Here is a 12,666-nt window from a genome sequence, read left to right on the forward strand (position 1 = left end):
AACCCCGCTCAAAGACTAGAAAAGGAATCTTCTCGCACATCTTAAAGAATTTCCAAAATCAAAAAGCACTCAGCACCACTCAATAAAGCGAAGAATTAAAACTCTTTACTAGTACCGATTTTCGCAAAGTGCTAGCTACCATAACACCTAAGATGGCCCCGATGGTACTTGATGTTAAAAAGGCTGGCATGAAGAATAATGCGGCTACGGATGTCTCCATAAGCAATTTTGCATAGGGTACGGCAATAAGTGAAGCTAAAATACCAGTGCCAAAAACTTCGCCGAATCCTGCTAGCCATGATTTTCTACTGTATTTGTAGGCAAGGGCCGCACACAATGCTCCAATGACGCTACCAGGAATCGCTAAAAGAGAGCCTGTACCAGTAAAGATACGAATGATGGCTGTCACAAAGGCAACTAGAACTGTTGGCACGGGTCCTAGTATAATAGCTCCTATTACGTTAACAGCATGCTGAACGGGGTAGGCGCGTGCGATGCCTGTTGGTATGGATACAAAGATAGATCCTGCTACAGCAATCGCTACTAATAAAGCCATGATTGTCATTTTACGAATTGACATAAGGTTCACTCCTCTTGAATAAAATCATGAGGGAAATTAAAAGGCCGCTTCCTTTAAACAATAGGAAGCGGCCTTGCATAGACAATGATAATAGCAAGTAGCGCCACTTCCCTCCGCTAGTATGAACTAGATCAGGTTCAAAGGGTCCGTACATCATCATATACGTCTCAGCCTTTTAAAGGCTCCCCTAGTGGTAAATATCATTCAATTTTATTAACCAACATTACTGTAACATAATGTTAAAAATAGTCAATGATTTTTCTGACTATTTCGTATCAGGATGCATTAGATGAGGTGCTTTTTTCAATGTCCAGATGAGTGCAAGGAAGAAGCAGGCTAATAATATGATAGATCCGAAAATATATGGACTGTTCATATTCCAGTCAAATAGTAAACCTGCTAAGGCTGGTCCAATCATATTGCCAAGGCTCATGTAAGCATTATTCAAGCCCGCAGCAAACCCTTGTTCTTTCTCTGCAAGCTTTGAAATTAGTGTATTTACAGCAGGACGAATTAGTGTTGTTGCTGTAGAGAAAATAGTTGCTACAACTAATATAAGAGCGAAGCCAGATACAAACAATATTAAGAAAATAGCAACAGATGCAATAAATAAATTGACTAACACAACTTTCATTTCACCAAAGCGATTAAAAAGTGGTGTAATCACAAACATTTGTACAACTACCCCAAAAGCACCACCGACAACTAAAATAATCGCAATATCTACGGGTGTGTAATTAAACTTTTCTGTCACAAATAATGACAAGGTTGTTTGGAAGTTGGCAATTCCGAACGAGAACACGAGCATGATAATGAGCATAACGAAATAAGGCATATGTATGGAACGAGCCATTTGCTTCGCCAGATTTTCTTGCTTTTGCTTGTCATGTGAAGTGTTTGGTTTAGTAGATGGTAATAAAAAGTAAGATAAAACAGATGCAAGTATGGCAGCAACTCCTGCCGTGAAAAATGGAAAATGTAAACTAACCTTTGCTAAGAAACCACCTATTCCTGGCCCTATCATAAAGCCCAGTGACATAGCAGCACCCAACATACTCATACCTTTTCCACGTTCCTCGTAGGTAGTAACGTCAGCTACAAATGCCATAATAGGAGGTGCAACAAATGCGGAACCTAGACCGCCTAAAAAGCGTGCTAAAAATAGCATCCAGACGTCTGTGGCTAGGCCAAAACCGATTTGTGCAAGACCTGTCACAATAAGACCGAAAATAATTAAATTTTTCCGACCATACTGATCCGAAAGATTCCCAGCAATTGGAGAAAATACGAATTGAGCTAAGGCGAACGTTGCAATTAGCATACCTAGAACTTGTCCTGCTGCACCAAAAATTTTTAAATACTCTGGCATGACAGGAATAATAATTCCAATACTCCCCATTGCGATAAACATATTAAACATTAAAATATATAAAGCCGCCTTATTGGACTTCTGCTGGGTCATCGAATGAACCCCCTTTTTATAATCAAATATACTAAAGTCTATCATAAGATATCCTATCATCATATCGGTTGAAAGTCTGAAATGAAACATACCTGCTAGTGCAGCAATACCAATCCACGATGTAGAAAACAATAAACAGACAATAGGTGAAGTGCTGCCAAAAGCAGGAAGATAATAGAGAAAGATCTATCGACAAAATAAAAATTCATCGATAGACCTTTATATGCTTTAACGAATACTCATTTTAAATTCTAAAAACAATTCATTATATTTCCCTAAATAGTCTGGTCCTAAATTTTTGTAAACTTCTAATGTATCGCGTTGTTCTTCAGAAGGATAGTAGCGTTCATCAGAAACAACTTCTTCATCCATTAAGTCCATAGCAGCGATATTAGGCGTAGAGTAGCCTACATAATCGGCATTTTGTGCACCCGATTCAGCACTTAGCATGAAATTGATAAAGGCATGGGCACCGTCGATATTTTTCGATGTTTTAGGGATGACCATATTATCGAACCATAAATTCGAGCCTTCCTCAGGTACAGCAAAGTCTAGCTCCTCATTTTCATACATCATATCTGCTGCTTGCCCAGACCAAGTAAGGGCTACAGTGGCCTCATTGTTGATCATTAATGGTGTAATTTCATCTCCAATGATGGCTTTTACATTTGGTGCAAGTGTGATTAATTTATCAGTAGCCTCACGTAGTTCCTGATTGTCTAGTGAATTCAAGGAATATCCGAGACTGTTTAAGCCCATTCCAATGACTTCACGAGCACCATCCACTAAAAAGACTTTTCGTTTTAAGGATGGATCCCATAAATCATCCCAAGAAGAGAAATCTAAATCTCCCACAAGGCTTGGATTGTAGACAATGCCTACTGTTCCCCAGAAATAAGGGACCGAATATTTATTGTCATCATCGAATGGTAAATCTAAAAAGTAAGGATCGATATTTTTAAAATTAGGGATTTTTGTTTTATCTAAAGGAATCAATAAATTTTCTTCCTTCATTTTTTCTATCATATACTCAGATGGAACGGCAATATCATATGCTGTTCCACCTTGTTGAATTTTGGTCATCATCGCTTCATTGGAATCAAATGTCTCGTAGATGACATGAATGCCTGTTTCTTTTTCAAATTGTTTCAGCAAGTCAGGATCAATATATTCTCCCCAGTTAAAGATTGTTAACGTGTCTTTTCCACTTTTACCGCCGCCTGCACTTAAGGCGTCAGCCGCATAGAATAAAAGGGCTGAAACAACAAGGATGGCGATGGTAGCTTGAATTAATGACTTCATCGTTGTCCCTCCATTCTTTTACTCGTACGACTTGTAATGAAATAATAACCAACAACGACTAACACCGTAACAAAGAATACCAAACCAGAAATAGCATTAACCGTTAAAGAAATACCTGCACGGGCCATGGAGTAGATTTCTACAGATAATGTGCTGAAGCCATTACCCGTTACGAAAAATGTCACGGCAAAATCATCTAAAGAATACGTAAGGGCAAGGAAGAAGCCCGCAAAAATCCCTGGTTGAATATAAGGAAGAATGACACGCATCATAATATCCTTTTTCGTAGCCCCTAAATCTAATGCTGCATCGATTAAGGATTTATTCATTTCTAGTAGTTTAGGTAAAACCATTAGAACAACAATCGGTACACTAAATGCGACATGGGCTAACAAGACAGACGCAAAGCCAAGCTTAATGCCAACCATTGTAAATAAAATTAAGAAGCTAGCACCAATAATAACGTCTGGGCTGACGATTAAGACATTGTTTAAGGATAGTAAAGTATTGCGCATTTTTGAATCCTTGACAGTCACAATACCGATTGCACCTAGTGTGCCAATAATAGTAGAAATCAAAGCAGAAAGTAATGCCACGATTACAGTATTAATTAATATAACAAGAAGACGTGAATCTTCAAAAACAGCTTTATAATGCTCTAAAGTAAAGGATTCAAAGTGATTCATGGAGCCACCACTATTGAACGAGTAAAAGATTAAATAGAAGATGGGAGCATACAGAACGATAAAAACAATCGTTAAATAGACTTTAGCTGATGCAGATAGTTTGTTCATCGTACGCGACCTCCTTTATCTTTTTGTCCCGTAATGAGCATAATAATCACCATGAATAAAATTAAGAACACAGCAATAGTAGAACCCATCCCCCAATTTTGTGTTACAAGAAATTGCTGTTCAATCGCTGTACCAAGCGTGATGACGCGATTTCCGGCAATTAAGCGTGTAATCATAAACAGGGATAGCGCTGGAATAAAGACAACTTGAATTCCAGATTTAACGCCATCCATTGTTAATGGTAAAACGACACGGCGAAAAGTTGTAAAAGCAGAGGCACCTAAATCGCGTGCTGCATAAATAAGTGTTGGGTTTAATCGATCTAAGGAGTTGAAGATCGGTAATATCATAAACGGAATAAAAATATAGACCGATACAAAGACAAAGCTAATATCCGTAAAGAGCATTTGCTTAGGATCGAAGCCAAATACTTCAATAAATGCATTAATTGGCCCATACAATCCAAAAATGCCGATAAAGGCATATGTTTTTAACAATAGATTAATCCAAGAAGGAATAATGATGAGCAGAAGCCAAAGCTGTTTATGCTTTGTCTTCGTTAAGAAATAAGCAGTTGGGTATGAAATTAATAAAGTAAAGAATGTAATTAAAAAGGCATACCAAAACGAGCTCAATGTCATCTTTAAGTAAACAGAAGTAAAGAACGCTTTATAGTTATCGAGCGTGAAATTGCCATGTAAATCAAGTAGGGAATAATAAACAACGAGGGCAATCGGCGCGATAACGAAAAAGGTAATCCATAACACATATGGAAATAACGCTGATTTCGATGTCTTAGTTTGCATCTTCATCGTCTCCATACGATTCTAATCGTTTATCGAACTCTTCCTCAGTTTCATTTAAGCGCATTACGTGAATAGCCTCAGGATCAAAGCCTAAGCCAATTTCTGTCCCTACTTCTGCTTTTTTCAATGAATGGACTAGCCATTCATTGCCATCCTTATCGTACGTCGATAATTCATAATGTACGCCTCGGAATAATTGTGTATCCACTTTCACCACAAGTTTCCCTTTATCGATAGTTGTCATTTCTAAATCTTCTGGTCGAATAACAATATCAATTTTTTCATTTGGTTTCATCCCTTGGTCGACACATTCAAAAATTTTGCCAGCAAATTCAACTTTGAAATCTTCAATCATCACACCTGGTACAATATTAGATTCACCAATAAAGTCAGCCACGAAGCGGTTAATCGGTTCATCATAAATATCCACTGGCGTACCTGATTGTTGAATTTGTCCTTCACTTAAAACAAAAATCTCATCACTCATAGCAAGTGCTTCTTCTTGATCATGTGTAACAAAGACAAAGGTTTTGCCAAGACGTTGCTGTAATTCACGCAATTCATACTGCATTTCAGTACGTAGCTTTAAGTCTAATGCAGAAAGTGGCTCATCCAGTAAAATGACTTCAGGGTCATTAACAATGGCACGCGCAATCGCCACACGCTGACGCTGCCCACCAGACATTTCAGAGATTTCACGGTTGCTGTAGCCTGCCAAATTGACAAATTTTAATGCCTCAGCCACACGTTCCTTTATTTCATTTTCAGGCAGCTTTTTAATGCGTAGTCCAAATGCGACATTTTCGAAAACATTTAAATGAGGAAATAGCGCATAATCTTGAAAAACAGTATTGACCTGACGTTCATTTGCAGGTACTGCATTAATTTTTTTATCGTGGAAAAATATATCTCCAGTCGTTGGTTCTGTGAAACCAGCAATAATTCGTAAAATGGTTGTTTTTCCACAACCAGATGGACCAAGGAGTGTATAAAATTTACCTTTTTCAAGCTCCAAGTTGATATTCTTTAAGACGACGGTACCGTCACTATAAGACTTTGAAACATTTTCAAAGCGGATAATGGAATTCGTTGTCATTGATGCGCCTCCTTAAGCTATAAATAAGAATCTGTTGCAACGAGTAAAATTTTAGTTTCATCTGCATGTGCATTAAAAATTTGATGATGATCTGTCGCGTCAAAATAAAGAGCATTGCCCTCACTTGCGATATACTGTTCATTCCCTAAAACAAGACGAATACGTCCTTTGACAACATAAATAAATGTTTCTGAGAGCGACGGCTCAAATTGCTTGAATTCTCCATCAGCAGCAAAGGTTAAGAAAATGGGTTCCATCTCTTTTTCGTTAGATGTAGGGATTAGCCATTGAATTTCATAATTTTTTTCTTCATCTGTATAGATAGATTGGTCTTCTTCTGTATAGACAACCTTTTGTTCAGGTGAGTCATCATCAAAAAAATCTTTAGGTGTTGAACCTAACACTTCCAAAATAGAAAATAATGTTTCAATAGAAGGTGAGTTTAAATCACGTTCTAATTGGGAGATATAACCTTTACTTAAATCTGTACGTTCTCCAAGTTCCTCTTGGGTAAGACCTTTTTTTAAACGAAGCGCTTTAATTTTTGCTCCTATTTGCATCTTTTCCCTCCTAGAAGAAGTTTAGCAATCATAAACTTTTGAAATACGAAGTTTACTTTAACGAAACTTTTAGTTTACTAAAACCATTACAATTATACATAATAATTTTTTTTTTGCAATCATTTTTCGTGAAAAAAATAGCTATAAAATGTTAAAAAAACAGGCATAAAGAAAATGGAGAAAAATTTTGTATAGGGTAGAATATTTTTGTTAAAAATAGTGAATAAATAGGCTGTAGCAGTCATTTCATTTGTGGATTTGACGATTTCTTGTCATGCCACTTCAAACGTACAAACGAGCGGAGTTTACTTGTTTGAAAAACTGCGATTACTCTGCTATCGTAGAAGATGAGTTCGCTTGTGCGAATGGAATATATAAACTACATATTTATTCGGAGGGATTTATTATGGCAGAACGCATGGTAGGTAAACAAGCACCTGACTTTACAATGGAAGCAGTACTTTCAGACAAATCATTTGGTAAAGTATCATTAGAAGATATTAAAGCACAAGACAAATGGACAGTTCTTTTCTTCTATCCAATGGATTTCACATTTGTATGTCCAACTGAAATCACTGCGATGAGTGATCGTTATGACGAGTTTGAAGACTTAGATGCAGAAGTAATCGGTGTTTCTACAGACACAATCCACACTCACTTAGCATGGATTAACACAGACCGCACTCAAAATGGTCTTGGTGAATTAAAATACCCATTAGCTGCAGATACAAACCACCAAGTTTCGAAAGAATATGGTGTTTTAATTGAAGAAGAAGGTATCGCATTACGTGGTCTATTCATCATCAACCCAGAAGGCGAATTAAAATACCAAACAGTATTCGATAACAACATCGGCCGTGATGTTGATGAAACGTTACGTGTACTTCAAGCACTTCAAACTGGTGGTCTTTGCCCAGCAAACTGGCGTCCAGGTCAAGCAACTCTATAATCTAAATAGAGTCGAGTCATTATGGAACAAATTAAGAGTCCCCACGACAAGTTTGTGGGGACTTTTAACTGAATTTTTGTTTTTGAGAAGGGTTTTCAATTGTTATCGAACTAGTTGAAAACAACCTATATATTAGAGGAGGATTTTTATGAAACTTCGTGAACAAATGCCTGAGCTAGTAGGTGCAACGACTTGGTTAAATGGGGAAGTAACAAAAGCTGAATTAGTAGGCGAGAAACCAACATTAATCCACTTTTGGTCAGTAAGCTGTCATTTATGTAAAGAAGCAATGCCGGACGTCAACAATTTCCGTGATCAATTTAAAGATGAATTAAATGTTGTAGCAGTACATATGCCGCGTTCTGAGGCAGACACTGATTTAGATACAATCAAAGCAGTAGCAGCAGAACATGATATTGTGCAACCAATCTTTGTAGATAGTGAAATGAAACTAACAGATGCTTTTGAAAACCAATATGTACCAGCATATTTTGTGTTTGATAAAGATGGTCAGCTGCGTCATATGCAAGCTGGAGGAAGTGGCATGAAAATGCTAGAAAAGCGTGTCAATCGCGTGCTAGATGAGATGCGTAACGCTGAATAATAAAAAGAAGTTTAGACGGGGATCAAGATCCTCGTCTTTTTTAGTTATCCAACATTGACGAATAGACTCTTGTTTTAACAATACATATGATAAAGAATAAGCTACAATGGTGGTATAGTAGTTTTCGGAGGGATCTTTTATGATGAAAAAAGAGTTTGCGGTCATAGGGCTTGGACGTTTTGGAGGAAGTATTGTTCGTGAATTAATGAGTCAGGGTGCACAGGTGATGGCAATTGACCATTCTTCAGAGCGTGTAGATGAATTTGCCTCCATTGCTACCCAGGCTGTCATTGCAGATTCAACTGATGAATCGGTACTGAATTCATTAGGTATCCGTAATTTTGAGCATGTTATTGTAGCAATTGGTGAAGATATTCAGGCGAGTATATTAACAACGATTATTTTAAAGGAAATTGGTGTTGAGCAAATTACAGTAAAGGCTCAAAATGACTATCATGAAAAAGTTTTACGTAAAATTGGTGCAGATTTTGTCGTCCATCCTGAGCGAGATATGGGGATTCGTATTGCTAATAATATGTTATCTAATACAGTGCTAGATTATTTAGAGCTTTCGGATGAACATTCAATTATGGAGTTAAAGGCAAATGACGCGATTGCAGGATACTCCATTATGGATTTAGATATTCGAGCAAAATATGGCATTAACATTGTAGGAATCAAGCGTGGAGCTGATATTATCGTGTCTCCACAAGCAAGTGATAAGATTTTACTAGGAGATATTATGCTTGTGATAGGTGCTGACGTTGATATAAATCGCTTTGTTAAAAAGGCATTGAATGGGTAATGGCAAATGACTAAACGAAGATGGAGATTTGTTATTTTTGCCGCTGTTTTACTAATTGGTGCTTTTATCATGCAATATCGAGAAAAAAATGAAGATGAGGCAATCTCCTTAATTTTAGATCATGCCACAGAAATCGATGCAATTGAATTATTGCAAGGGGACCAATCTTTATTGCAAGCTACAGGAGATGAAGCAAAAGACTTTATAGAGAAACATCCATTAAGTCATGTAAGAGATCTTTCTAAAAAGGAAAGAACAATTTTTGAAGAAGAGCCAGCTTATCATATTGTTTATAAAATGAAAGAAAAGCCTCTTTATGAGGTGGAAATTTTAGAGGTAGCCATTCGTTCTGAGCTTGATGAAGAATTGCAACAAATGGTCTTCACCGTTGGCGATACACAATATTTGGTTTATTGGGCCAATGAGAAAAAAGCCCTCGAACAATCAACCAATACACAACGGTTACTCGAACAATTCGGACAATAACGCAAGTAGTGATTCAGCAATAAGGGCTGGTCACTACTTTTTTTATAAAAGTGGAAAGTAATATTTGGAAAAAATGTTTGATTTCTGTCTGATGGTTGAATTACACTTTGCATAAAGAAGGAGGTAGAAAAATGCAGTTTATAACAAGTAACTGTGTGATAGAGCCATTACAACCAGAACATTACAAAGCTATACATATGCTTTACTCCAATGGACAAGTTAGAACCTATCTTGGAGGTGTGCCACAGGACAGCTATATAGAGGCATCCTTTAAAGGTATGCTAGCAGCACCATTTCCTAATACATATTTATATATATCATTAAAGACGACAGGTGAATTTATTGGACTTGTTTCTATCGATGAATACCATGATAAAGAGTTATATGAGCTTTCCTATCAATTTTTACCACAGTATTGGGGAAAGGGGCTAGCTTTTGAAGTCCTTACAGCGGTGATGGAAGAGGGCCTGAATTATTTAGATATATCATCGATTGTGGCAGAAACACAAACTGCTAATAAGGCATCTTGTCACTTACTCGAAAAGTTAGGTATGCACAAAGTACAGGTGTTAGAAAGGTTTGGTCATGAACAAGCCCTGTACGAAATAAGGAAAAATCATAAAGGGTCAAAATAAATTATTGCACGATCAGCAAGTGGATTTTCGCGGCAAATCCCTTCATTTATCGCTAACTATATTTTGCATCAAATGAACGAATCAAAATATGTTTTACTCAGCATGCCATCATTAAGAACGAATAATGCAGATTACTATAATTTAAAGAGAGAGGAACTTTACATGCTAATACGAGAAGCAACACGCAAGGATAGTACACAGATTATAGCTGTTATGACAAATGCAGAGGCATCCAATCTTATGCTATTTGGCCCAGGTGAGCGAAAATTAGAGCCCGAGCAATTTGGAAGCTATATTGAAAAGCTATATCATAGCCACCATTCAGCTTTATTCGTGGCGGAAATGGAACAAAAGATTGTTGCTTATTTAATTTTACAGGGCAATGAACCATCTAGAATTGCTCACCGTGCTTATCTTGTAATAGGCATACATAGTGACTATCGAGGAAGGAAAATAGGGACGGCATTATTTAATCATGTAGAGGATTGGGCAAAAGTTAATGGTATCCATCGTTTAGAGTTAACCGTTATGGAAAATAATGAGGCTGGAATTGCTTTATATAAGAAAATGGGATTTGACATAGAGGGAATAAAGCGAAATTCCTTATATGTAGATGGTCAATATATCAATGAATATTATATGTCAAAGCTATTATAATTTGATAGGGAGAGGAATGTACGTATGACGACACAGATCAATATCGGCATTTATTCACCATCCTCACCAGCAACGGTGACGGCGTTGAAACGTTATGAACGTGCCAAATTGTTTCTAGAAGAGAAAAACCTTCAAATCGTAACAGGTTCTCTTACTGGCAAATCAGATTATTATCGCTCTGGTTCACCAAAGGAACGTGCGGAAGAATTAAATGAATTACTACGCAATCCAGATGTGGATATCATTATGTCTACAATCGGAGGGACAAATGCCAATAGTATGCTGCCCTACATTGATTATGAGGCGTTTCGTCAACAGCCCAAAATAGTCGTAGGTTATTCGGATGCAACAGCCATTTTACTTGCTCTTTATGCAAAGACAGGTATAGCAACTTTTTATGGTCCAGCGTTTGTCCCTTCTTTTGGCGAGTTTGAACCATTAGTAAATGACACCTTCAAGTTTTTTGAGGATTATTTCTTTAAACCGCAAGCACTACCTTATGAAATGCCAATGCCCTCTTACTGGTCAGATGAACCAGTTAACTGGCTCGAGAAGACGGTTGATAAAAAGCTCAAGAAAAATGAATGGTTAACGATTCAGGAAGGGGTTGTAGAAGGTAGGTTAATTGGCGGCAATGTAAATGCAATGTATGGTTTTATTGGCACGCCTTATTTCCCTGAAATTTTGGAAGGTGACATTTTATTAGTGGAGGACTGCTTAAAAAATGCTGCTATTGTTGAAAAGAATTTTGCTATGCTGAAATTGCATGGTGTCTTTAATAAAGTAAGGGGCATTATTTTGGGCAAACATGAATGCTATGATGATTTAGGAACGGGCAGACAACCCTATGATATTCTACTTGAACAGTTGGATGGAATAGAGATACCTCTATTAGCAGAGGTGGATATTTGCCATACACATCCTATGCATCCAATAGCGATAGGGAAACGAGTAAAGCTAGATGCAACAGCTAAAAAGATATATTGTGTAGAAAAATGGTTGTAATGATAAAGTCTTGCATATGGAGCAAGGCTTTGTTTGCTAAAGATTTCTATAATCATCATCAGTGATGACGTACATTTTCACATTTTGGTATTTTCCTTTAACAAACATACTTTTGCGTAAAATTCCTTCAAATTGCATGCCTGATTTCTCCATAACCTTTTAAGAGGCTATATTTTCTTCAAAACATCGCGCTTGAATACGTACTAAATTTATTTCCTTAAAGCCAAAGTCAATCAGTTTTTTTTGTTGCTTCTGTAGTGAATCCTTTATTCCAATAATCCTCCGAAAGTACATAACCAATTTCTGCATATTGATGTGTGTTGCTAATCGTAACAAAATCGATTGTACCAATTAGTGTACTTCGATGCCCAAAAGTAGGAGATTATCTTGCTGATAGCCATTTAATATTCGTTTTAAAAAAGCTTTAGTATCCTCTAAACTTGTATGGGCCTGCCACGTCACATAGCGTGCCACATTTTCGCGAGAAGTGTAATCATACATCGCCTCTAAATCTAGTGGAGCAATAGGTCTTAAAAGTAGCCTTTCCGTTTTCAAAATAGGTATTGCATGTTTCATTTATTTCCCTCTTTAAATTGAAAAAGTCGACCCAATTTCTTAATACATTGGGTCGACTTTTTATCTTAATATCCTTAAGAGCTGTCTGGTGAAAAATCCTACTAGCTTCACTTTATGGATAACGTTTAGCAGTAGCTGAGGAATCCTTTGTGTTGGATTTATGTTGTTCGTCTTTCACTTTTTCATTCAGTTCTTCAACAGGTATTGGATCGACTGTTTTCATATCCTCGTGTTGATCGAAAATGCTTTTTTTATCTGTATCCAGTACATCAGGGTTGTTTGTATAACGAGTTTTCGCTTGTTTTTTTTCAGTCATTCATTATCACCTCTTACTATAAGCTTTCACTTT

The 12,666-nt window shown here is 37.0% G+C and carries 17 protein-coding genes and 1 riboswitch; of the genes, 7 read left to right on the plus strand and 10 right to left on the minus strand.

Annotated elements, in window-relative coordinates; translation table 11 throughout:
* Positions 1-79: 79 nt before the first annotated feature.
* The 7 genes from thiW to AC6BKE_RS11295 all read right to left on the minus strand — a co-directional run bounded on the left by thiW (position 80) and on the right by AC6BKE_RS11295 (position 6,600).
* Positions 80-580 carry an energy coupling factor transporter S component ThiW gene (gene thiW, locus AC6BKE_RS11265; RefSeq protein ID WP_499856837.1) on the minus strand — a complete coding sequence of 167 codons (501 nt, stop codon included), beginning with the start codon at positions 578-580 and terminating at the stop codon, positions 80-82.
* Positions 581-671: 91 nt separating this feature from the next.
* Positions 672-779, minus strand: a riboswitch (TPP riboswitch).
* 66 nt (positions 780-845) lie between these two features.
* Positions 846-2,042, minus strand: coding sequence for an MFS transporter (locus AC6BKE_RS11270; protein ID WP_036125545.1), 1,197 nt, complete (start codon positions 2,040-2,042; stop codon positions 846-848).
* A 228-nt stretch (positions 2,043-2,270) separates the two neighbouring features.
* Positions 2,271-3,344 (minus strand): ABC transporter substrate-binding protein, encoded by a 1,074-nt coding sequence (locus AC6BKE_RS11275; RefSeq protein ID WP_036125543.1) that lies wholly within the window; start codon positions 3,342-3,344, stop codon positions 2,271-2,273.
* A complete protein-coding gene (locus AC6BKE_RS11280) occupies positions 3,341-4,138 on the minus strand; it encodes an ABC transporter permease (protein WP_036125540.1) in 798 nt (265 codons plus the stop codon). The genes AC6BKE_RS11275 and AC6BKE_RS11280 overlap by 4 nt, the downstream gene beginning before the upstream one ends.
* Entirely contained in the window at positions 4,135-4,944 is an 810-nt protein-coding gene (locus AC6BKE_RS11285; RefSeq protein WP_499856838.1) for an ABC transporter permease, read from the minus strand. Before AC6BKE_RS11285 ends, AC6BKE_RS11280 begins: the two co-directional genes overlap by 4 nt.
* The gene (locus tag AC6BKE_RS11290) at positions 4,934-6,040 is read right to left on the minus strand and encodes an ABC transporter ATP-binding protein (protein ID WP_036125536.1); all 1,107 of its coding nucleotides are present in this window, start codon (positions 6,038-6,040) and stop codon (positions 4,934-4,936) included. The genes AC6BKE_RS11285 and AC6BKE_RS11290 overlap by 11 nt, the downstream gene beginning before the upstream one ends.
* A 17-nt stretch (positions 6,041-6,057) precedes the next feature.
* Positions 6,058-6,600, minus strand: a complete 543-nt coding sequence (locus AC6BKE_RS11295; protein ID WP_036125534.1) for a helix-turn-helix domain-containing protein — start codon at positions 6,598-6,600, stop codon at positions 6,058-6,060.
* Positions 6,601-7,006: 406 nt separating this feature from the next.
* Here AC6BKE_RS11295 and AC6BKE_RS11300 point away from each other — a divergent pair, with 406 nt between their 5' ends.
* From AC6BKE_RS11300 to AC6BKE_RS11330, 7 genes are all read left to right on the plus strand, one after another.
* A complete protein-coding gene (locus AC6BKE_RS11300; protein ID WP_004224676.1) occupies positions 7,007-7,549 on the plus strand; it encodes a peroxiredoxin in 543 nt (180 codons plus the stop codon).
* A 148-nt stretch (positions 7,550-7,697) separates the two neighbouring features.
* Positions 7,698-8,153, plus strand: a complete 456-nt coding sequence (locus AC6BKE_RS11305; protein ID WP_036125531.1) for a TlpA family protein disulfide reductase — start codon at positions 7,698-7,700, stop codon at positions 8,151-8,153.
* Positions 8,154-8,295: 142 nt separating this feature from the next.
* Complete coding sequence (locus AC6BKE_RS11310; protein ID WP_004224679.1) at positions 8,296-8,958, plus strand: potassium channel family protein; 663 nt, start codon at positions 8,296-8,298, stop codon at positions 8,956-8,958.
* Between the two features lie 6 nt (positions 8,959-8,964).
* Positions 8,965-9,444, plus strand: coding sequence for a hypothetical protein (locus AC6BKE_RS11315; RefSeq protein WP_058843428.1), 480 nt, complete (start codon positions 8,965-8,967; stop codon positions 9,442-9,444).
* Positions 9,445-9,575: 131 nt separating this feature from the next.
* Positions 9,576-10,079 (plus strand): GNAT family N-acetyltransferase, encoded by a 504-nt coding sequence (locus AC6BKE_RS11320; RefSeq protein ID WP_231744981.1) that lies wholly within the window; start codon positions 9,576-9,578, stop codon positions 10,077-10,079.
* Positions 10,080-10,241: 162 nt separating this feature from the next.
* The gene (locus AC6BKE_RS11325; RefSeq protein WP_058843512.1) at positions 10,242-10,736 is read left to right on the plus strand and encodes a GNAT family N-acetyltransferase; all 495 of its coding nucleotides are present in this window, start codon (positions 10,242-10,244) and stop codon (positions 10,734-10,736) included.
* Between the two features lie 24 nt (positions 10,737-10,760).
* Positions 10,761-11,741: a S66 family peptidase gene (locus tag AC6BKE_RS11330; RefSeq protein WP_330493434.1), complete on the plus strand. Its 981-nt coding sequence runs from the start codon at positions 10,761-10,763 to the stop codon at positions 11,739-11,741.
* Between the two features lie 229 nt (positions 11,742-11,970).
* Here the strand turns inward: AC6BKE_RS11330 and AC6BKE_RS11335 are convergent, their stop codons facing one another.
* The 3 genes from AC6BKE_RS11335 to AC6BKE_RS11345 all read right to left on the minus strand — a co-directional run bounded on the left by AC6BKE_RS11335 (position 11,971) and on the right by AC6BKE_RS11345 (position 12,633).
* Positions 11,971-12,093, minus strand: a complete 123-nt coding sequence (locus AC6BKE_RS11335) for a GNAT family N-acetyltransferase (RefSeq protein WP_312019010.1) — start codon at positions 12,091-12,093, stop codon at positions 11,971-11,973.
* The gene (locus AC6BKE_RS11340; protein ID WP_308221979.1) at positions 12,093-12,317 is read right to left on the minus strand and encodes a GNAT family N-acetyltransferase; all 225 of its coding nucleotides are present in this window, start codon (positions 12,315-12,317) and stop codon (positions 12,093-12,095) included. Before AC6BKE_RS11340 ends, AC6BKE_RS11335 begins: the two co-directional genes overlap by 1 nt.
* A gap of 112 nt (positions 12,318-12,429) precedes the next feature.
* Positions 12,430-12,633 carry a YczO family protein gene (locus AC6BKE_RS11345; protein ID WP_036125515.1) on the minus strand — a complete coding sequence of 68 codons (204 nt, stop codon included), beginning with the start codon at positions 12,631-12,633 and terminating at the stop codon, positions 12,430-12,432.
* Positions 12,634-12,666 lie beyond the last annotated feature (33 nt).

Source organism: Lysinibacillus sp. COL-1, from assembly GCF_059814265.1.